General features: G+C 36.4%; 15 protein-coding genes. 8 read left to right on the top strand and 7 right to left on the bottom strand.

Translation table 11 applies throughout. From position 1 onward, the window contains the following. Nucleotides 1-36: 36 nt before the first annotated feature. Nucleotides 37-930: a cation diffusion facilitator family transporter gene (locus QMA08_RS08730; protein WP_138490349.1), complete on the top strand. Its 894-nt coding sequence runs from the start codon at nucleotides 37-39 to the stop codon at nucleotides 928-930. A 74-nt stretch (nucleotides 931-1,004) separates the two neighbouring features. Here QMA08_RS08730 and QMA08_RS08725 read toward each other — a convergent pair whose 3' ends face one another. Beyond that, nucleotides 1,005-5,504: an EAL domain-containing protein gene (locus tag QMA08_RS08725; protein WP_290174212.1), complete on the bottom strand. Its 4,500-nt coding sequence runs from the start codon at nucleotides 5,502-5,504 to the stop codon at nucleotides 1,005-1,007. 166 nt (nucleotides 5,505-5,670) lie between these two features. Between QMA08_RS08725 and QMA08_RS08720 the strand changes: the two genes are divergently transcribed. From QMA08_RS08720 to QMA08_RS08710, 3 genes are all read left to right on the top strand, one after another. Further along, a complete protein-coding gene (locus QMA08_RS08720) occupies nucleotides 5,671-6,222 on the top strand; it encodes a hydrolase (RefSeq protein WP_290174211.1) in 552 nt (183 codons plus the stop codon). 147 nt (nucleotides 6,223-6,369) lie between these two features. After that, entirely contained in the window at nucleotides 6,370-7,836 is a 1,467-nt protein-coding gene (locus tag QMA08_RS08715) for a methyl-accepting chemotaxis protein (RefSeq protein WP_290174210.1), read from the top strand. Continuing rightward, complete coding sequence (locus QMA08_RS08710; RefSeq protein WP_290174209.1) at nucleotides 7,820-8,344, top strand: DUF6436 domain-containing protein; 525 nt, start codon at nucleotides 7,820-7,822, stop codon at nucleotides 8,342-8,344. Before QMA08_RS08715 ends, QMA08_RS08710 begins: the two co-directional genes overlap by 17 nt. A 61-nt stretch (nucleotides 8,345-8,405) precedes the next feature. Here QMA08_RS08710 and QMA08_RS08705 read toward each other — a convergent pair whose 3' ends face one another. After that, complete coding sequence (locus QMA08_RS08705; RefSeq protein WP_002960626.1) at nucleotides 8,406-8,963, bottom strand: TMEM165/GDT1 family protein; 558 nt, start codon at nucleotides 8,961-8,963, stop codon at nucleotides 8,406-8,408. Between the two features lie 342 nt (nucleotides 8,964-9,305). Between QMA08_RS08705 and QMA08_RS08700 the strand changes: the two genes are divergently transcribed. Beyond that, nucleotides 9,306-9,500, top strand: a complete 195-nt coding sequence (locus QMA08_RS08700; protein ID WP_002960627.1) for a (2Fe-2S)-binding protein — start codon at nucleotides 9,306-9,308, stop codon at nucleotides 9,498-9,500. Between the two features lie 65 nt (nucleotides 9,501-9,565). Here the strand turns inward: QMA08_RS08700 and bfr (QMA08_RS08695) are convergent, their stop codons facing one another. From bfr (QMA08_RS08695) to QMA08_RS08675, 5 genes are all read right to left on the bottom strand, one after another. Beyond that, nucleotides 9,566-10,030, bottom strand: coding sequence for a bacterioferritin (gene bfr, locus QMA08_RS08695; protein WP_002958984.1), 465 nt, complete (start codon nucleotides 10,028-10,030; stop codon nucleotides 9,566-9,568). A gap of 12 nt (nucleotides 10,031-10,042) precedes the next feature. Beyond that, the gene (gene bfr, locus QMA08_RS08690; protein WP_002958985.1) at nucleotides 10,043-10,513 is read right to left on the bottom strand and encodes a bacterioferritin; all 471 of its coding nucleotides are present in this window, start codon (nucleotides 10,511-10,513) and stop codon (nucleotides 10,043-10,045) included. A 272-nt stretch (nucleotides 10,514-10,785) separates the two neighbouring features. Further along, a complete protein-coding gene (locus QMA08_RS08685; protein WP_290174208.1) occupies nucleotides 10,786-12,921 on the bottom strand; it encodes a TonB-dependent receptor in 2,136 nt (711 codons plus the stop codon). Nucleotides 12,922-12,993: 72 nt separating this feature from the next. Further along, nucleotides 12,994-14,064: a PepSY-associated TM helix domain-containing protein gene (locus tag QMA08_RS08680; protein WP_002958987.1), complete on the bottom strand. Its 1,071-nt coding sequence runs from the start codon at nucleotides 14,062-14,064 to the stop codon at nucleotides 12,994-12,996. Nucleotides 14,065-14,167: 103 nt separating this feature from the next. After that, nucleotides 14,168-15,046, bottom strand: coding sequence for a cation diffusion facilitator family transporter (locus QMA08_RS08675; protein ID WP_002958988.1), 879 nt, complete (start codon nucleotides 15,044-15,046; stop codon nucleotides 14,168-14,170). 251 nt (nucleotides 15,047-15,297) lie between these two features. Between QMA08_RS08675 and QMA08_RS08670 the strand changes: the two genes are divergently transcribed. From QMA08_RS08670 to QMA08_RS08660, 3 genes are all read left to right on the top strand, one after another. Beyond that, complete coding sequence (locus QMA08_RS08670; protein WP_290174207.1) at nucleotides 15,298-20,061, top strand: PAS domain-containing protein; 4,764 nt, start codon at nucleotides 15,298-15,300, stop codon at nucleotides 20,059-20,061. 12 nt (nucleotides 20,062-20,073) lie between these two features. Then, the gene (locus QMA08_RS08665) at nucleotides 20,074-20,556 is read left to right on the top strand and encodes a GNAT family N-acetyltransferase (protein WP_002958990.1); all 483 of its coding nucleotides are present in this window, start codon (nucleotides 20,074-20,076) and stop codon (nucleotides 20,554-20,556) included. A 79-nt stretch (nucleotides 20,557-20,635) separates the two neighbouring features. Further along, the gene (locus tag QMA08_RS08660; protein ID WP_290174206.1) at nucleotides 20,636-21,142 is read left to right on the top strand and encodes a hypothetical protein; all 507 of its coding nucleotides are present in this window, start codon (nucleotides 20,636-20,638) and stop codon (nucleotides 21,140-21,142) included. Nucleotides 21,143-21,147: the final 5 nt, after the last annotated feature.

Here is a 21,147-nt window from a genome sequence, read left to right as displayed (position 1 = left end):
TATTTGCATTTTAAGTATAGGTTATTCAAGCATTTCATGACAGAAATCACTACACACCAAGCTTCTCGTCGTCGGTTACTCATTGCGCTAGCAATTACGTGTTCGTTTATGGTAATTCAGGTTATAGGTGCTTATTATTCTAATTCGCTTGCGGTTCTTGCTGATGCGGGGCATTTGTTTGTCCACAATAGCTCGTTATTCATCGCACTGATAGCATCAAGTCTCGCTATTCATTTTGCCAAAACCTATAACGATGGTCATCAAAGAGCCGAGCTTTTGGGCGGTCTGGTGAACGGGTTGTTATACCTAGCAATCAGTTTAATTATTTTGTATGAAGGTGGTGAGCGCTATATACACCAACATGAAGGAAATGAGCTGGCTATCAATAGTTATTTAATGTCGGTTATTGCTGCTATTGGTTTTTTATTTCATGGAGCTGCAGCATGGGTTTTATATAAAGGCCGCAAAGCGAGTATTAATGTGTACGCGGTATTTTTACATTCATTCTTTGATCTGATTTCTACCGTATCGACATTTGTTGCCGGTATTCTTATATATTTCACAGGCTGGGTTGTAATCGATATTTTATCGAGTATGTTAATTGCTTCTTTCGTATTATTCACCGGTATTAAGGTCATAATTAGTTGTATAAAAGGTTTACGCCTAAATAAAGCGAAACTTCCTAAAGTTACTGATATTGAAAGTAAAATTACAGATATGGAACATGTTCATAATGTCCATAACGTCACTGTAACGCGCAAATATAATGGTATTGTAGTAGGCGCACACGTTGTCCTTAAACAACATTGTACGATTGAAAAACATGATGAAGCGTGTCGTATGAAGGTAGAGCAATTATTAGCCGAAAAATTTAATGTACGTAATAGTGTATTACAAATTGAAAGCCATGAATGCCATCATATCCATTAATAGCATCTGATTAATATAAAAGCGTGTAATAATGATTAGCACGCTTTTAATGTTTCAAATCAAATCAAATCAAATCAAATCAAATCAATGATATTGCTAAAACAATCGCTTTTACGTAAGTCTTTAGCATTCATTGGTTTTGCAAAGTAATAACCCTGTAATACATGGCAGCCAACCTCGGCTAAAAAGAGCATCTGTTCGCGCGTTTCTACTCCTTCTGCAATGCAGTATAGATCTAAGTTTTCTGCCAATGAAAAAATAGTTTTAATAATTGATTCATCTCCCTTATCTATACCAATACTATTTACAAAGCTTTGATCTATCTTAATAACATTAATAGGGAATTGGCTTAAGTAGGTGAGTGATGAGTATCCTGTACCAAAATCGTCAAGCAGTAATTTAAACCCAGCAGCTTTTAGTTTTTGCAGCTGTTTGGCTGCTTTAAGCTTATCTTCTAATAAAATACTCTCTGTTATTTCGAGCCTTAATTGTCTTGGATGAACTTGAGAGTCCGCTAATATAGCCATTAACCGCTGTGTTATGTTTGTTTTTAAAATGTGTTTAGGCGATAAGTTTAAAGATATATAAAACAACGGGTTTTCGCTGAGTATAGGCGCAAGTTCAATTAGTGAACGGTGCAAGGCTTGCTCAGTAAGAAGTTCTATTAAACCGGTTTCCTCAGCTACAGGAATAAAAAGAGCTGGAGATATTAACTGGCCTTCATTTTTCCAGCGCATGAGTAACTCCACGCCATTTATTGTTTTCTCTTCTATGTCGATAATAGGCTGGTAGTGATTAAAAAATCGGTTGTCTTTTACTGCATCTTTTAAATCATTTTCAAGCAGTAACTTTTGTTTTATTAGCTCATTCATTTCATCGCTAAAAAACTTAAAGTCGTTTCTCCCGCCTTGCTTAGCGTGCATCATTGCAACATCGGCATTACGAATGAGTATATCTGTGGTTACAGCATCGAATGGGTATAGAGCTACGCCAATACTTGCTGAAATATTAATAGAGAAGTCTTCAATAATTACTTTATTAGCTAATTCATTACTAATTTTTCTTACGGTATCGCGAAGAGATTGGAGTGATTTTATATTTTGAATCAGCACTAAAAATTCATCACCACTTTGGCGGCCAAGTATAGCGTTTTCGCTAAGCATACCGCTTACTCTTTGGGTAATATTACATAACAACTTGTCACCCACTGCATGACCAAAAGAGTCATTAACAGGTTTGAACTTATCTAAATCAATAAATAATAATGCGCATTGGGTATTGTTTTTATCGGCATATTTAATCGCCTTTTCAATGTTTTGATACATTAAACTACGATTAGGTAGGTGCGTTAGAGGGTCAAAATTAGCCAAATAGCGCAGTTCGTTTTCAGCACGTTTTTGTTCAGTTAAATCTGTAATAACAATCACATAGTAACTTGCAGTGTCTTTTGTTACAGCTGTGGCACTTATATGTATTGGGTGTTCGTTATTTCTTGCTGTTCTTATATAAACATCACTTTGCCAGTTTTCAGTTGGTTTTAATTTTTTTAAAATACTAGCAAACTCTCTGCACTTATCTTTACCAATTGCTTTAATAAACAATTTAGGGCTAATTTTGGTTGCCGTTTGCTCGTTTGAAAATGTTTCAATAAAACTATTGTTCGCAGAAAATGGCATTAAACGCTTATCGAGTATAAGTAACCAATCGTTTATTTGGCTAAACGCTTCACCTAAAATTTTTGCTTGTTGCTCATTAGCTCGTTGCTCGGTGATATTGGTATATATGCCAGAAACATATAGAGGCTCATTTGTTTGAGGATCGTATATAACTTGCCCTGTATCTTGATACCAAAGCCAATGGCCATTTTTATGCTGTAAACGGTAAGTTGCTTGCCAGTTTTGTTGTTTTTTGTATTTGAAGTAGTTTTCCCATTGGTTTTCAAAACGACGTCGATCGTCTGGGTGTATAAGCGCTAAAAATTGATCTATATGCACGCGTTCAGGTAAGTCTGTATAGCCTAATTCACTTCCTCTGAGCGTATTTACGGAAGCGTCTTTAAAATTATAATCCCATACGCCGCTTTTATTATTTTTAAGCGCGAGTTCTGTTTGCTTTTGCGAATGAATAGTCGCTCTATGGGCTTGTTCAATTGCTACTCGGCGGCTGCGATACTGCCAAAAAATAAAAAATAACACCCCAAGTATTAAAATAATGTAGGTGGCTATAGCAATGGGCGATTTCCAAGGAGCATACGCCACGTTGATATTAAGTGTTGTAGGCTCGCTTGTAATAATACCATCACGATTATGTGCTGATATTTTTAGTGAGTAATTACCAGGTTGAAGCTTTGTGAAAAACACTTGATTAGATTGTAAATCTTCATATGTTAGAGACGTAGGCCCTGAAAGGATTACTTTATAATATGCTTTATCAATATTAGGGTAAGAGAAGTTAGAAAAGCTAACCGTCAATCCCATGTCTTCATAATTTAATTCAAGTGGTTTGCTAAGGTATTTATGAGGATTGTAATTGAGTTCCCTAGTAAGGAGGCTAATATCAGTAATGGCTAGATTACTTTTTTGTAGTTGTTCTTTTTCATTAAAGTCTATCGGGTCAAGAAGTAAGGCTCCAGCATTGCTGCCGAACATAAGCCTGCCATCGCTTAGTGTTGCTGCCGCTATTGGTGTAAATTGATTTATATTCAACCCGTCTTTTACTGAAAAACTCACTACATTGAGAGTATCTAGGTCTATTTGATACAGACCATTGTCGGTACTTGCCCATAAAAAGCCGTTTTCATCAGGAAGTAGTGAATAGATAGAATCAGTATTAAACGAATTTTTTAATCCTATATAGTGCTTTCTTTCATAAGTAACGGGGTCAACGCCGAGCAAACCTTCGTGAGTGGTTGCTAACCATAAAATGTTTCGTTTTGAGTCTAAGTAAAAGTTTTCTACAGTGTAAAAAATATCTTCTTTAGGATTAAAAGACTGAAATATAGTCGTTAAAGTTTTCGTTTTTTCGTTGTACCTAAGGAAGCTTTTTGATGTGCCAAGTACAAACTCTTCAGGATGTGTGTCGAGGTGTTTATAAAAAGCGTAAGAAAATAAAGGATCGACTTGCTCTTTGAGCCCCTTAATAATTCTTGTTTTTCCTGTTGTTTCATTAAAAACATAAAAATTATCATCCGACATAAATGCATATGTGTCTGCAGATAACTGGGCAAAGCCAAATAAGTTGGATTGGTTAATTACATCTTTTTCTGTGTCTTTATTTTCAATAATTTTACCCGTTTTTTTATCAAACAGTTTAAAACCATCGAAAGTAACAAGCCAAAGGAACTGATTATCACCAATTGAAGACGCAAAAATATCATAAACGGCAGATGCCCCGTATATTGCTTTTGAGTCGGTTGAGCTCAGATATACATCACTTTTATTTGTTGCTTTGTCGTACCGTGCAATTCCATCTTCTGTTCCTAACCAAATAATATTATTTTTGTCTTGGTAGGTGGCATGAATAGTATTGTTACCGGGTAAAGTAATGTGTTTAAACCGTCGGGTTTTAATTGGCCATGTAAACACGCCCTGGGTTCTAGATGCGAGCCAAAGTACGCCGGACTTATCAACCATTAGATCGTTTATTGAGTTTTCATTAATATTAAACTTACTTTTTTCATAATTTAATACGAATTCTAGTTCTTTGGTTTCGCGGTGATAACTGAACAATCCACTTTCGGTTGCTACAAACTCCCCGTAAACAGTATTGGCATAATCCCATATATTATAATCAGGAATTAAAGTTGTAATATTTGCTGCAGATATATTTTTGGTATTATCAAATGCTAATTGATACATGCCTTCAACAGTACCAACAAGTAGTCCTAATTCATTATCAACACTTAAGAATTTGACGTTTACATTATCTATCGTATTTTTTTCAGGGGGATGAAGAGGTATTTTTACAAGTTCTGAATTATCTATATTTGCAGTGTATAAACCATCATTTGTACCAATATATAAAGTGTTTTTATATATTGTTAATGACCGAATGTAGTCACCTTTATTTGGCAGGGTTAGCTTAAATGTAAAGTGTTTACTCGTCTCATCAAATGTATATATTTGAGCATCTATGGCGAAATAAAAAGTGTTTTGTTGCTGAGTCATTGCAGAGATTGGAGAGAACATTTTTTGTTCTTTATCTATTTGACCAGAATAGATTTTTTCGGTTTTTAAAGTGAGGGGATCTATTATATAGGCACCAGAAAGGTCTGTTGAGACAATGATTTTTCCGTCTTCGGCTTTAAATAATGCGTAAATATAGTGTTTATCTAGACCAAAGCCGCCACTAAAAGTTTTTACATTATATCCATCAAAACGATTTAAACCCTGTTGGGTTGCTATCCAAATATAACCAATATCATCCTCTTGAGTCTGCAAAACGTAACTTTGCGATAGGCCTTCGTCAGTAGAAATACGTTGTAATTGCTGAGCATAGTTTTGTGATGCAAAAGTGCTTTGGCTGCATAGTAAAAAAGTAATGATGATATGAAAAAAAAATTTGCTCAAACGCACTTATAAACACTCTCAGTGGAAGATAGGATGATGATTAGCTAGATAGTAAATATAGCATAAGTTTTTATTTTTTAATTACAAATAATATACATAGCGCTAAAAGTTCTATTTTCAAATAGTGAGCTAATCTATATAGATAACAGTTAATGTTCATAAGGAGAGTATAGTGGTTTTATCTCATATTGATGCAAAAAATAGCGTGTTATTAATAATAGACCTACAAGAGTTGCTTGCTCCTGCAATTAAAGATTTTCCGAATATTTTAAAAAGTACATTGCAGTTAGCGCAGGCGGGTATTATTCACGGCGTCCCAGTCTTAATAACCGAGCAATATGTCAGAGGTTTGGGCGAGACTAATCAGCAAATTAAAAATACGTTACCTAATGCTACGTATTTTCATAAAACGTACTTTAGTGCGTGTGCAGAGCCTGGCTTTGTTGATAAGTTAAAAAGCCATGGTAAAAAGCAAGTTGTTATTGTTGGCACTGAAGCACATGTGTGTGTTTTACAAACATGCTTAGATTTAATAGAAAATGGCTTTGAAGTTATTATTGTTTACGACGGAGTTGGTTCGAGAAATCCGCAACATAAAAATTTGGCGATTGACCAGCTACGCCAAGCTGGTGCTGTAATTTCATGCGCTGAAATAGTTATTTTTCAATGGACAAAAAAAGCTGCAACGCCTACGTTTAAAAAAATACTGCCTATAATTAAGTAGACCGCATGTATGTAATGTAAATTAAATGTATTATTTTTGATGTGTCGGTAGTTAATTATTGTGTTAAGTAAACTGAAACTCGTTTATATACGTATATTGCAGACTGCTTTATAAAACAACAATGCAAACAACAATTTTAAGGTTCTTATGTCTAGTATTGGCCGGTTATTTACAATTATTTTCAGTCTTTTGTTTGTCGAGTCTATTGCTATAGGCTTGTATTTCGACACATTAGCGCAGGCTTTTATGATAGGTTTGCCATTGTGTTTGTTACCTATATGGCTTTTAAACACACAAGGTGATAACCCTATTATCCCCCATGTGGTAGCTGCCGCCATAATGATGTTTTCTTTTTTGCACATACAACAAACTTTTGGGTTGATTGAAGTCCATTTTGAAATATTTATTTTAATGCCCATGTTAATTGTTTTTGTACAGTGGCGAGTGTTTATTACCGCTATTATTTTTGTAGCGGTTCATCATTTATCTTTTTATTATTTACAAACTCAAAATACGGGCTTTTACGTATTTGACCCTGATAGGCTCGCTTTTACTACGGTGCTTATTCATGCTGGATACGCAATAGTTGAAGTATTAGTTGCAGGCTATATTGCAAAAACGCTGCAACGGGAACGTTGTGCGGGCTTATCTTTAAGTTATGCGACAGAACAAATAATGAAGGATCCTGAAAACATTAAACTCTCTCTTCGCGCGGATGACACTAAAAGCGAAGCTGTAGCAGGATTTAACACATTACTAGATTACTTATCTGATGTTATTAAACAGGTACAAACTCAATCAGAATCATTGCAAAAAAACTCACAAGAGCTTATTGATGTTCACGATCAGTTAGCGAGTGGAGCGGTTCAACGTACGCAACAAACCGATGATATTGCTAATTCTGGCGCTCAAGTTGCCAATGGCTTTAAACTTGTAGAAGAAGAAAGTGAGGTGCTTAAGCGCCAAGTTGACCATATTACACAATCTGCAGGTGATGCATTAAAAGAAGTGCTTCAAACAGACGCTAAAAGTAGAGAGTTGTTAACACTGCTTAACCATACTGAAGAAAAAATAAATCACTTAGTGGCAGCGGGCGATGTTATTTCAGGGCTTCTTAATGAAATATCAGGTATTGCTGAGCAAACAAACCTACTTGCTTTAAATGCCGCTATTGAAGCTGCCCGCGCAGGCGAACACGGTCGAGGTTTTGCTGTTGTTGCTGATGAGGTAAGATCTTTGGCCAACCACAGTAAAGCAACAACAGATAAAATTAGTCTTACATTAAAAGATCTTGTTAATAATAGTAAAACGTCAACGCAATCAATGAGTCAGTGTGTGAGTTTTGTAGTTGATTTAACAAGTATTAGTGCTGCAATGAAAGAGAATATTTCAGCAATGAGCGAGCAAATAGCCGCAGTATCTTCAAGCTCTGACTCAGTTGCACAAGTGGTAGCGGAGCAGGCAGGTAATACCGAGTTAATAGCAAGCAGTACTGATACTATGCGCCAAAATCAGTACCAAGATACGCAAATAGTGCAGCAGTTAACCGCTAAGGTGCAGTTAATCGATGTAAGTATTGATGTATTAGAGCAAAGCATTGCCAAGTTTAAATAAATCTAACTCTTTTGTATTTTCGCTTATAGCTATATGGCTTGTTTGTGTTGTTGCAGGGTTAGTGTATTTTCAGTTAGAGCAACTTAAACCGTTTGATAGCTCAAAAGTTTTATTGCAAAAGCACTGGTTTAATAACTTTAAAAAGCAATTGGACTGGGTTGACACTAATAAAGCGTCGTTAGTGCTTATAACTGAAAAAAATTGCGGGTGCACCATACAGGCTAAGCCGCATATTTCATCGTTAAGCTCCTTTGCTGCCAATAAAGCTATGAAGGTTGTACAAGTTGAATTAACACCAAAGCTTAAACACGTTATTCCGGCAACGCCTGCCGCCGTTATTATTAATAAAAACGGTGAGTTTGTTTATGCCGGTCCGCTCTCTGAAGGATTAGCGTGTGCCCAAGGAAGTGGCTTTGTTGAAACTGCGGTCACTAATTTAGCTGCAGGTTTTAATTCCAACCTTTTAATTACGCAAACCAAGGGGTGTTATTGTGTAAATAATGCATAAATAACGTGCAGAAAAAACTAAAGCTCGCACTTGAATTAACAGTTGCGAGCTTTAACATTGATTAAATTGTAACTAAGCCATAAATACCTAATGACACAAACACACAAGCAGCAATAGCACGTACGGTGTTTAGAGATATTCTTTTTAGTAATGCATTACCAGCATATATAACAGGCACGTTAGCAATTAGCATACCTAACGTGGTTCCTACCGTTACCCAAAACACAGACTGATATTGTGCGCCTAGCAACACTGTCGCTATTTGTGTTTTATCACCAATTTCTGCAATAAAAAATAATACAAAAGCAACTAAAAAAGCCCCGTAGCTATCATATTTACTACTTACATCTTCGTCTTTATCTGGAACTAATAGCCAAAGGCCAACAACAATAAAGCTGATGTTTACAAGCCAAGGTAAATATTCAGAAGAAAAACTATTACTTAACCACTGCCCAAACCACGCTGATAGGCCATGATTGAGTAAAGTTGCGGCTAAAATACCAAGAATAAGTGCGCCTTTATTACGAAAACGGGCGGCTAACAGGAGTGATAAAAGCTGGGTTTTATCGCCTATTTCGGCAAGTGTAACAGTGACGGTTGAGGTTAAAAAAATTTCCATTATTGATTCTTATAGGCGGGAATACTAAACCAAGGCAAACAACTATCTCCCGCCATGAGGATAGTGTCTACCTAGGTCTCGCCGATAACGCTTGCTACAACATTACAAACTTACCATGCACATGAGGTGCAATTATGTTGATAAGTTTACTCATTACTGAGCGGGCTACTCCCCTAAGAGGCGGCCATTATTCCATAACTTTATTTTTAGGTAAATATAGTTAAGAGAACAAATACCATATTCTCATAAATAATTTATATTTATTAGTGAGGAAGCTATTGATAACAATTGTCGTTTAGATTAGTATGCATCTATTGATTGTAATTAACACGGTTTGTATTGATGTATATTTGTCTTTGTCACGGTGTGACTGATAAAAAAATTGAGCAAACAATTGACGATGGTGCAACGACCATGCGTGAATTAACCAAAGAGCTTAAAGTAGGCAGCCAATGCGGTAAGTGTTGTGGTTGTACTAAAAAGATCCTTAATCGCAGACTTATTCAAATTGCGGATGTAACGGATCAAGTTGCTTAATTACATATAAAATTTAGATATAAAAAAAGCAGCTTTTTAGCTGCTTTTTTTATGCTTGTTACTATTTACAGTTGAGACTGTAAGTAGTTTTTAATACCCGTATTTTTAATAAGTAATTGTTGGGTTTCTAACCAATCAATTTGCTCTTCTTGTTCATTTAAAATGTGATCAAGGGCTTCACGGGTAATGTAATCTTTTTTACTTTCAGCCAGCTTAACTGCGCTACGTAACTCATCAATAGTATCGAGTTCAAAACTCATGTTAGCAGCAATCATTTCTTCGCTGTTTTCACCAATACGTAATCGGCCTAAGTCTTGAAGATTTGGTAAGCCTTCTAAAAACAAAATACGTTCAATTAAACGATCAGCGTTTTTCATTTTTTGAATGGATACTTTGTAGTCTGCTTTATCAAGCTGTGTAAAGCCAAAATCTTTAAACATACGTGCATGTAAAAAGTATTGGTTAATACCAACAAGCTCATTAGCGAGTACTTTATTAAGCGCTGCAATAACGTCTTTATCGCCTTTCATAATATGCTCCTACTAAGCCATTTGTGCTTGATGATAATTTTCAGAACCAATTTTATCAATTAGACCAAGTTGTTGCTCTAACCAGTAAACATGATCTTCTTCGGTATCAAATAACAGCTTTTCTAAAATGCTTCGAGATTGATAATCTTGTTGTTCTTCACATATTGCGATTACGTCTTTAACACACGCAACTACTTCAAGCTCTAGTGTTAAATCGTTTTGCATCATGCTTTTTACATCGTTACCGATAAGTAAATCACGGCGCTTAGTCATATTTGGTACACCTTCTAAAAACAAGATGCGCTTAATAAGCCAGTCTGCGTGATCTTTTTCTTCTTCCATTTCGTGGTTAAGGCGCTCGTATAGTTTGTTTAAACCCCAGTCGTCATACATGCGCGAGTGTATAAAATACTGATCGATTGCTGCTAATTCGTTAGCTAACAATGTATTAAACGCATCGATTACTTTTTGATTACCTTTCATGATAAATCGCCTTAACTATTTCAATTGTATGCAGTGTAGTACAAATAGCCTATATTGCAAGTTTTCTCTATAAAAATCATTGCGTTACTATTGGTTTTGATTCTTATTTAAGTTTGCGTTACTGCTTGGTTTGTGGACAGTTTTTTATTTGTATTAGTATCTGAGAAAGATTACTAGAGGTATTTATAAACAATAAGTAGAGATACTGCTTTTCATATTATCTTTTTAAATAAATAGGCATGCTGATGCCTATTTATTGAGTCTATCACTAATTAAAACTGGTATTTAGCACCCAGCGTTGCGGTTGTGCCTAATCCTTTGATGTTATAGCCGCCGTAAGTGTAAGATTGTGCGCGGGCAGGGTAGTAATCGCTATTGAACAGGTTTTCGATACCAAAATAGCCACTCCACCTGGCGTTAACGTTGTACTGACCACTTAAATTAAATGTGTTGTAACTACTCACAGGGCCCTGATCGCCAGAGTATTGGCCCTGTGCATTTTTATCAAAGCGCTTTCTGTCACCTACATATAAAAAACTCATTGCAAGTGATAACTTTTCGTTAGTTTGCCATGTTAAATTAGCAGTGGCTTTCGGTGGGCTGATTTGTTTTGCCCCTAAATATTCATCCGCTTCGGTGTTTTTACCTTCTACGTAGCTGTATGTAGCGCTTAATTTAAGATCTTGATTAATAGTATAATTAACTAAACTTTCGTAACCCCATATTTCTTGCGGTGCGCGTACGGGTTCGTAAACACCCGTTACTTCGTTAAATTCATTACTGGTGCCAAGCTCTGAAGTACTTCTGTACAGTGCAAATTCAAAACGAACGTTTTCAAACTGTGAAGTAAAACCAACTTCGTAGTTGTCAATTATAGATGCTTGTGTCTGAATAAGTGCAATATCGTCAACGGTTGCAGCGCGAAGCAAGCGCCCAATATCAGAAATATCAGAGCCCTGTGAGTAACTAAAAAATGGGCTGAATGCATCTGTTAAATTGTATTTTATGCCTGCGTTATACGTTGTAGCGTCATAGTTTATGGTATCACCACGCACATTTAATGGGACTGAGCATTGCGAAGGGGTTCTACACAGTTTTAATGTTTGGTAGTCACTTACGCTCAAATCAATACTTTCGTTTCTTACACCTGCTTTTACAATAATATCGTCGTTTATTACCCATTTGGTTTGTAAAAAGCCAGCCACACTTTCCATGTCCATTTCTGGCACCCACACACGGCCATCCACTAAAGGTTGTGATGTTTTATCGTTTAAGGCATCAATACCGTAGATTAAGGTGGCTGTTACGTTTTCAAAATCAAACTGACTATTAAATGTAGCCCTTGCACCTTGCTTGTCTGATTTTATAACCGATTGACCACCGCTATAGCCTTCATCGAGGTTAGCTAGGTTAGTGGAGAAAAAGAATACGTTTTCTATATCTTGTTTATAAAGATCGAGGGTCATTTGTGTGTTTTCAAACAACGAGTAATCAACATATTTTAGGGTTATATTTTTGTTGCCTTCTGGGCCTTGCGGCTTACCTTGTTTTTGAAGCTCTAAGGGGACGTGTATAGCGTAAGTTTTTTCTCCTATATTGCCATCACCAGTAACATCGCCTAAATCAGTTTTTTGCTGTGAGCTGAAATAGTTATAGCTAAACTGCAGTTGCTTTTCGTCGTCAAAATCATAAGTTAGTTTGGTAAAATAGTTTTGAGTTTCAGAGTCTGATAAACCATATTGCAAGCCTAAAATATCGCCCTGCGCATCGCGTTGTACGCCGTTTTCTTCATAGCTTGCCGTTAACAGGTAGCTTAATTGGTCGAGCTTACCGTTTACTGCGGCTGATACTCTACCGCCACCACTTTCTGCTAATTTAACAGCGCTAAAGCGGTTTGAAATACTTATTTCGCCTTCCGGTTTACCATCACTACGCGCTTGTTTTGTTATGTAGTTAATAATGCCACCTGAGGCACCATTACCATAAATAGACGTTGCGCCTTTTATTACTTCAATGCGCGCTATGGCACTTGCATCAAGTGTTTTTACGCCTAAAGAACCATTACGAAGAGGGGTTGATTGCGGTACGCCATCAATCATTATTAGAGGCGCACGGCCGCGTAGTGTTTGTCCTGAATTACTTGAACTGCCTGTATCTGGGGCAAGCCCTGGAACCATTTGCGCGAGTAAGCTCCCCAATTCTGAGCTTACTTTTAAATGCTGTTGTATTTGTTGCTGATTAATAACGGTGATCGAGGCTGGTACTTCGTCAATGCTTTCTGATATACGGCTGCCTGAAACAATAACATGCTCAAATTGATCAGAATTGTATTCATTTTTATTATTTTCATTTGCTAACGTGTTAGTACTTATTGCAACAGCAATAAGGCAAAGCGAAGTTTTTAACATGGGGTGTCTTAGTTGATAATAATTTACGTAATGGTAATTATTATCAACTAATGATACAAGTGTTAATGAGATTTATTTCCATTTATGGCGTTTTAACCAAAAATATACACCGCTTACAATAAAAAATGCGAGTGAAAGGGCTATTAATAACCATAAAAACTGCACGATAGGACCTGCAAAATCACCAATGTGAAACTTATATTTGAAGTTCCATGCTTGTGTTGTGAAGTTTGTTTTACTGGCGTCAAATGAGTTTAATACTTTACCCGTAAATGGGTTAGTCCAAACCCAGCTGTAAGCGTGGCTTTCACCAGGGTTTTGCATTCTCAGTGCAATTGCTTCGTCATCCTTTTTAGGTAAGTAAATTCTATATAATTTACCGTCTGGAAATACGTTCTCTGCATTTTTAATTGCTTCATTGTAGTTTAAAGAAGCTTGAGAAGGGGTTATTACTTTTGGTGCTTTAGGTCTTTGTTCTACCTTGTTTAAGGTCACAAATTCTAATACCGATTGAGTTTGTGTTTTCCAGTTAAATGCCATACCAGTAAAGGCAATCAGCATAAGCGGTATAAAAAAGTAAACACCAAGCACTGTATGTAATTGATACATGAGCACTCTAAATTTGGCTTTTGGTTTTATAGCTAAACGTTTAACTCTGTTTTTGGGCTTTACCCATAAATAAAAGCCCAGTAATACATTTATTAAAAGTAGCAATGCACACACCGACATCCAATTTCGAAAGGTTTTTTCACCTTTACTGTTTTCAAACAACAGCCAACGATGTAATCCCATAGCAAACCCATAAATCGTATCGGTTGATTCATAGACGTTTAGTACACTCCCAGAGTAGGGGTTAACACTGGCGTAATGTTTATTGGCTAACCGAAATTGCCATGCTGCGTTTGGCGCTTGTTCGGGCATAAAAAAGGTGATTTTTTGCTTAGTTTGAGCTTGTACATTTTGTATAAGTTCATCATAAGGCATTAAGTTTTTTTTGGGTGTTACTTGCCATTTTGCAGGCTCTATTAGGTGCTGTATATCTTTTGCATAAATCATAACAGCACCGGTTAAGCTCACTATTAATAAAAATAGTCCGCTAATAAGGGCAAGGCCTAAATGAATTCTACGTAACCAAAGTTTCAAAAACGGTATCTCATTATGAGTTAATGACAATATTGTAAATGATAATACGAGCTGTTTTCAATTAAATAAGTTGTGTATTTGGTTTAGCTTGTTATTAAGAACATTAAATTAGGCTTTTATTTGTAATAGATTGGATTTCTATTATGCAATTTTCTATTTTAAAATTGTCGTGCAAAAAACCTTTAACTGCGGCTAAATCAATTACGTGCTGGGTGCTAATAATAAGCTCGCAATAATTTTCTTTATCATCTAGTTGCCAAAGCTTAATGCTCATTACCGATTCGATATTAAATTCATTACTAATAGCATGTGATATTGCATCTGTATCAACGTTGCTAGGCGCTGCTTGCATTAAAATTTTGCAGCTTTGCTTTAATAGTAAAATGCCATGATAAATTACATAAAGAGAAATAAGCACAGTGGCAATTAAATCAACGATATACCACTGGTATAAAATAATTAAGGTGCCTGCAATAATAACAACAATAGATGCCATTGCATCTGATACGTTATGAATAAAGGCCGCTTTTATATTTATACTGTGATTTGCGCCAGCTCGGTAGGTTAAAAATGCGGTTGCTAAATCAATTACCAACGCTATTGCTGCCACCCACACAACTATCCAACCATTAATTGGTTGAGGGTTTAAATAGCTCGAAATGGCTTCAAAAATTAAATACACACCAATTAATATTAATGTACTGCTATTAAAAAGTGTGGCAAGTATTTCAGCGCGTTTATAGCCAAAATGATGAGTGGTGTCAGCAGGTTTATTACCAATTTTACGTGCAACGAGCGCGATAAATATAGCGGCAGCATCACTTAAATTATGAAGTGCATCGGCTATAAGTGACAAACTGCCCGAAAATACCCCGCCAATAACTTGGGCTACGGTTAGCAATACATTAATAACCACAGCGACTGTTAGCTGTTTATCGCTCTGGTTTTCGTCTACATGACTATGTGAGTGATCGTGCGCCATAATGACCTCAAATGTATTAATTGAATATTGCTTATATCATGGCTGGTTTAAAACCGCTACAGATGTGGTAGCGTCAATAAATCTAATTATAAGTTAGTAATAAAGGCGTATATTTTAAAAAGTGTGAATTTAATATTGTAACGCTAAACACCCATTTTTTAAGGAGTTTACCGCTCAAAACTTGCGTCTTTATATATTTAGTGCATTAATGTAAGTAATATTAAATGATTATAAGTTGCTGGATATTAAGCATGCACAAAGGTTTAAACTTTGGTGAATTAACAGGTAAAGGACAGTCTGTTCGAAGTAAGTTAATTATAACCTTTATAATTATAGCCTTAGGGCCACTTTGTATACTTACTTGGTTTAGCCTTGGACATGTAAATAGCACGCTTAAGCAAAATGCAGACGCTGAACTTTACGAGCTTAATAATATAGGTAAGCAATTTGCTGATATTTGGTTTGCAGAGCATGTTAAGGATCTCTATTTGCTTAGGGCACAATTTGATATCAGTCCCAATAAAAAACAAAAATTAATTAATCAGTTTATTGAGCAGTACGACTTTGTTAATAATGTAGAACTTATTGATGTAAACCTCGTTAAATCACTACCTTCATCACCCTTTTTTAATATTATTGAAGATCAACGCTTTAATAACATACGTTCTGGTATTAAAAATACAGGTAAAATTCAATTTCAGTCAATGACAGTCTCAGGGCGTGAGTATCATATTATTGGCTTACCGTTAGTAAATACCGAAAATAAGTTACAAGCAATATTGCTTGCAGATATAAATTTAAATGGCTTATTAAATAATCTAAGTAAAATACACGCTGCAAATAAAGACATAACATTTTATGTTATGCATAATAATAAAATTCAAAAAAATAATAATTCAGAAGATTCTCAACCATTATTTTTCTCTCAAAACGGCTCCCCAACGCAACGTGTTTTTTCTTACAGTAATAAAAATGAAGAGACTTTATACGGGTATATTGATTCTCTAGAGTTTTTAAATGAATCTGGATGGCAGTTACTTGTAACAAAACCAAAAGAAGTTGCACTACAAGGTGCTAATTTTTATAAACAGCTTGCTTTATTAACAAATGCGGGGGCATTGCTACTTATATTAACGTCATCGTGGTGGTTTGGGCGTCGACTTTCTAGACCTTTGATTAACTTAGCTAAAATTGTTGAAAGTATTACAAAAGGAGACAAGGTAAAAGTCCCTGTAATAAACGACAGTATTGAGTTTAACCAGCTTTCATTGGATTTACGTAATTTAGTAGCCGTAAAAGAAGAGCAACAAAGTATATTACAAAAACAACGCTCTGCACTTCAAATTGCATTAAAACAATTAGCTGAGCAAAAAAGTGCATTAGATGAACACGCTATTGTTGCTGTCACTGATTTGCATGGCACCATCACTTTTGTAAATAAGAAATTTTGTGAGATTAGTGGCTACGATGAACACGAATTAATAGGTCAAAACCATCGCCTTTTAAATTCAGGAAAACACGAAAAAGCATTTTTTAAAGATATGTATAAAACGCTTAAACGTGGTGATATATGGAACGGGCAAATATGCAATAAAGCTAAGCATGGTGGCATATATTGGGTAGATACCACCATTGCACCATTTTTAGATGAAAATGGAAAACCGCAAAACTATATTGCTATTCGTACCGACATTACAGCGCTTAAGTTACAAGAGCTAGAGCTTGAACAGCACAAAACACAGTTACAGCTAGTGATAGACTCAACAGCCGTGGGTATTTGGGATTGGTATATTGATACTAATAAAGTGACGTTTAATAACCGCTGGGCCGAGATAATAGGTTACAAACTCAGTGAGATTGAACCATGTACTATAAATACTTGGTATACCTATGCTCACCCAGACGACTTAGTGATATCAAATAAAAAACTTCAAGAGCACTTTGCCGGTGAGACTGACTATTTTGTTAGTGAAGCCCGCATGAAGCATAAAAATGGACATTGGATTTGGGTACTCGATACTGCAAAAGTAGTTGAGTGGAATACCGATGGCTCTCCAAAACGTATGATAGGTACGCATTTAGATATATCAGAACGAAAATCTACAGAGCTTGAGCTACAAGGAAGCCGCGATAGGTTTGCATCTTTGGTATCAAATATCCCTGGCATTATTTATCGATGTAGGTTTGATGAAAAATTAAGCATGCTTTATATGAGCGAGCAAGCGAGTGAAATAACAGGTTATTCACCTGATGAGTTGATACATGATGAACCCCCCAGCTTTTTTGATTTGATATGCGAAGACGATTCTAAAAAAATAAAAGATGAAATTCTACGTTGTGTTAGTGCAAAACAGTCATGGTCTGTTGAGTATAGGATTACAGCCCGCGATGGCACCTTACATTGGGTAAATGAAAAAGGCCAAGCCATTTACGCAGATGATGGCAGCATATTGTATTTAGATGGATTTATTTTAGATATTACAGAGCGTTACAATACACAATTAAAAATAAATCGTCAGCAAAGCCTACTTGAATCAATGAGTAAGCAAGGACAGATTGGCGCATGGGAGATGGACTTAGATGCGCATACACTTTATTGGTCTGATGAAGTTAAAGTTATTCACGAAGCACCAGAGGGCTTTGAACCGAGCATAGATACCGCAATTAACTTTTATAAACCAGGCATACACCGAGATACTATAAGTACCTTATTTGAGTGCGCAGTGACTTTAGGTGAAAGCTGGAGTGTAGAACTTATTATTTTGACCTATTCGGGGCAAGAGCGTTGGGTTAAATCGATGGGCCAAGCTGAGCTTAAAGACGGTAAATGTGTACGTGTGTTTGGTTCATTTCAAAGTATTGATGCGCATAAACGTCTTGAACTTGAGAGCGAAAAAGCAAATCGTTATAACAAAAATTTAGCCGCGCTTACAGTCGCACCTGAAGTGCAAAATAGTGATGTAGAACAGGTTAAAAAGTTAGCCGTTAAATCTATGTGTGAAGTGCTAAATGTTGCACGAGCTTCGGTATGGATCTTTAACGAAAAACGAGATGTGATGACATGTCATAGTTTATATATAAATGGTCAAGGGTTTGTAGATACCGACGCTATTTTAACTGCTAAAGACTACCCAGCTTATTTTAATGCTATTTATAAACATAATTTAGTGGCTATTGATGATGTTTATACTCACTCAGCAACTGTTGATTTTATTGAAGCATATGTAACACCACTAAATATTAAATCGATGCTTGATGCTGTAATTGCAACAGGCGATGGTAATTTAGGTATTTTGTGCGCTGAAACAGTAGGCGAGCATCATAACTGGACGCAAAGTGAAGAAACGTATCTTCGCTCATTAGCTACTTTAGTGGGAAGCACTTTAGTTTCTCAAAAACGAAAAGTAATTAGTGAGGAGCTAAAAGTAGCACTTGTAAAAGCTGAAGATGCAGCCATTGCTAAGAGCCAATTCTTAGCAACCATGAGCCATGAAATTAGAACGCCAATGAATGGCGTACTCGGCATGCTAGAGCTTGTTCAATTAGAGTCGTTATCTAAACCAATAGAAACAAAAGTAGATATAGCCAAAAAAAGTGCACATTCTTTATTGGGTGTAATTAATGATATTTTAGATTTCTCTAAAGCTGAAGCAGGTAAAATCGAGCTTGAAGAGATTAACTTTAATGGACGTGATTTAATTGGTGAAGTTGCTGCCGCACAAGCATTTACAGCTCAAGATAAGGGTATTGAAATTATTTTGGATCTGGTAGCGCTAGAGCCTTCGCAGTTATGCGGCGATCCTGGGCGCATTCGCCAAGTTATTACTAATTTATTGAGCAACGCCGTTAAGTTTACGAGTCAAGGCGAGGTTGTTGTAAGCGCGAAAATTAATAAAGTAGCTCAAGGTTTAGAGTTTGTTGTAAGTATAAAGGACTCAGGCATAGGAATAAGTTTAGAAAAACAAGAGCAATTATTTACTCCGTTTTCTCAAGTCGATGCATCAACAACGCGTGAATATGGAGGCAGTGGCTTAGGGCTGGCTATTTGTAAGCAGCTTTGTGAGCTAATGGGGGGAGCAATCTCTCTCACTAGCGAAGCCGGTAAAGGGAGTACTTTTACTGCCACTATTATGCTGACTCCGGGAGATCAAAAAGAACGTTATATTCCTAATATTAATATGGAAGAGCTAACCGTTTTGGTTGTTGATGATAACGAGACAAATCGAATTGTAATTTCACAGCAGCTTGAGCACTGGGGCGCTAAAGTTGCGCTTGCATGTGACGCAAGCGAAGCTCTTGATATGTGCGCGCAGCAGTATAAAAGTAACAATTGCATGTATGATATTGCAGTGCTTGATATGCAAATGCCAGGAATGGATGGCATAGAGCTGTGTAAAGCACTAAAAGCACATGAACATTATAAATCAATGCCACTTGTAATGATGACCAGTATTGCTGGTATGGAAGGTGCGCAGCGCTATTCTAATGCAGGCTTTCAGGCATATTTCCCCAAACCTGTAACCACTGCCGATTTAATTTCTGCACTGTCAGTCATAACAAGTAATGATGCAGATGAGACACTCCCACTTGTTACTTCAGGCTATATTTCCTCTCTTAAAAAAGAAAAGGTGCAGGAACCTACCCAAATATTACTTGTAGAAGATAATCCAATTAATCGGCAAGTGGCTACATTAATGCTTAAAAAGCTTAATTGTGACGTTACAATTGCCGAAAATGGTCAATTAGCGATAGATATATTAGAGTCTCACGATTCTGGTTTCTTTAAGCTCGTTCTTATGGATTGCCAGATGCCTGTTATGGATGGCTTTGCTACAACTGCAGCTATACGTAAAGGTATGGCGGGTATACAACACAAAAACATTAGGATCATTGCTATTACGGCTAACGCAATGGACTCTGATAAAGAGCGTTGTATAACCGCTGGAATGGATGACTACTTGAGCAAACCGATTCAATTAGATATTTTAAAAGATAAATTAGAGCAGTATATTTAAGGTAAAAATACAATGAGCCAACCCGTTATAATACGTGATGCAAAGCCAAGTGATGCGAAAACAATTTTGCACTTTATTACCGAACTTGCCATATATGAAAAAGAACCGGATGCAGTAAAAACAGACGAGCAGGCTATTTTAGATACGCTGTTTAGCGATGGTGCTACTGCGCACAGCATAATTTGTTTAGAAGGTGATGAGCCAATTGGTTTTGCGGTCTATTTTTATAATTACTCTACATGGTTAGGTAAAAATGGCCTATACCTTGAAGATTTATACGTAAGCCCAGATAGCCGTGGCAATGGTGCAGGTAAAGCCATTATGAAGCACTTAGCTAATAAGGCGATTAGTAATGACTGTGGTCGTTTTGAATGGGTAGTGCTTGATTGGAATAAACCCGCTATCGATTTTTACAATAGCATTGGTGCAAAGCCTCAAAACGAATGGATAATATATCGCTTAACGGGGCAGGAATTACTAGACTTTGCTAAATAGTTAATGAAAATCATTTGCATTTAGGTTTGTGGGTGTGTAAGTTAACTACACGCCCATAAATAAACGTGCAGATGATTATATGATCTCAAATCAAAAACAATCCCACTCAGATTTACTTTGTCTTGATCAAGCATTAAGCCCTTGGCAGTCGAATATAATGCAAGGTAATTATGCATTTGAACAAGGTGCACTTCTCGAAGCCCGCGATAAATACTTATTAGCTAAAACACTTGCAGATCATCTTCTTCAGCAGTTTTTATATGCTCAGATTAATAACAATGTCATCCATGCTATTGAGCATTGCATACCTGCACTTGTTGTTGCGTCGCATAATTTAGCTGATACCTATATAGCTATGCAACAGCCTGAAAATGCATGCAAATGGCTATGCGAAGTACACTTAACACTCTGTTCGCTAATTAAGCATACTCATTACGATATACAAATAGTGAGTAAGCATCATTACACTAAAACCTCCTCTGAACTTGTATCATTTGCAAGACGCTATCATTTTTTACCTGAGCTAATAGAGCAAGTGAATTTTTGCTTATGCTCAAAAAACTCAACAAACAGCCTGCTACATTAAAATAA

It is taken from the genome of Pseudoalteromonas sp. APC 3355 (genome assembly GCF_030407615.1).
GTDB classification, from domain to species: Bacteria; Pseudomonadota; Gammaproteobacteria; order Enterobacterales; family Alteromonadaceae; genus Pseudoalteromonas; species Pseudoalteromonas distincta.
This window is presented reverse-complemented; position numbering and strand designations above follow the sequence as displayed.

Excerpts from the sequence above, each read along its gene's own strand:
- QMA08_RS08730 (WP_138490349.1), top strand. The coding sequence starts at position 37 with ATGACAGAAATCACTACACACCAAGCTTCTCGTCGTCGGTTACTCATT.
- QMA08_RS08715 (WP_290174210.1), top strand. The coding sequence starts at position 6,370 with ATGTCTAGTATTGGCCGGTTATTTACAATTATTTTCAGTCTTTTGTTT.
- QMA08_RS08705 (WP_002960626.1), bottom strand. The coding sequence starts at position 8,963 with ATGGAAATTTTTTTAACCTCAACCGTCACTGTTACACTTGCCGAAATA.
- QMA08_RS08700 (WP_002960627.1), top strand. The coding sequence starts at position 9,306 with ATGTATATTTGTCTTTGTCACGGTGTGACTGATAAAAAAATTGAGCAA.
- bfr (WP_002958984.1), bottom strand. The coding sequence starts at position 10,030 with ATGAAAGGCGATAAAGACGTTATTGCAGCGCTTAATAAAGTACTCGCT.
- bfr (WP_002958985.1), bottom strand. The coding sequence starts at position 10,513 with ATGAAAGGTAATCAAAAAGTAATCGATGCGTTTAATACATTGTTAGCT.
- QMA08_RS08685 (WP_290174208.1), bottom strand. The coding sequence starts at position 12,921 with ATGTTAAAAACTTCGCTTTGCCTTATTGCTGTTGCAATAAGTACTAAC.
- QMA08_RS08675 (WP_002958988.1), bottom strand. The coding sequence starts at position 15,046 with ATGGCGCACGATCACTCACATAGTCATGTAGACGAAAACCAGAGCGAT.
- QMA08_RS08670 (WP_290174207.1), top strand. The coding sequence starts at position 15,298 with ATGCACAAAGGTTTAAACTTTGGTGAATTAACAGGTAAAGGACAGTCT.
- QMA08_RS08665 (WP_002958990.1), top strand. The coding sequence starts at position 20,074 with ATGAGCCAACCCGTTATAATACGTGATGCAAAGCCAAGTGATGCGAAA.
- QMA08_RS08660 (WP_290174206.1), top strand. The coding sequence starts at position 20,636 with ATGATCTCAAATCAAAAACAATCCCACTCAGATTTACTTTGTCTTGAT.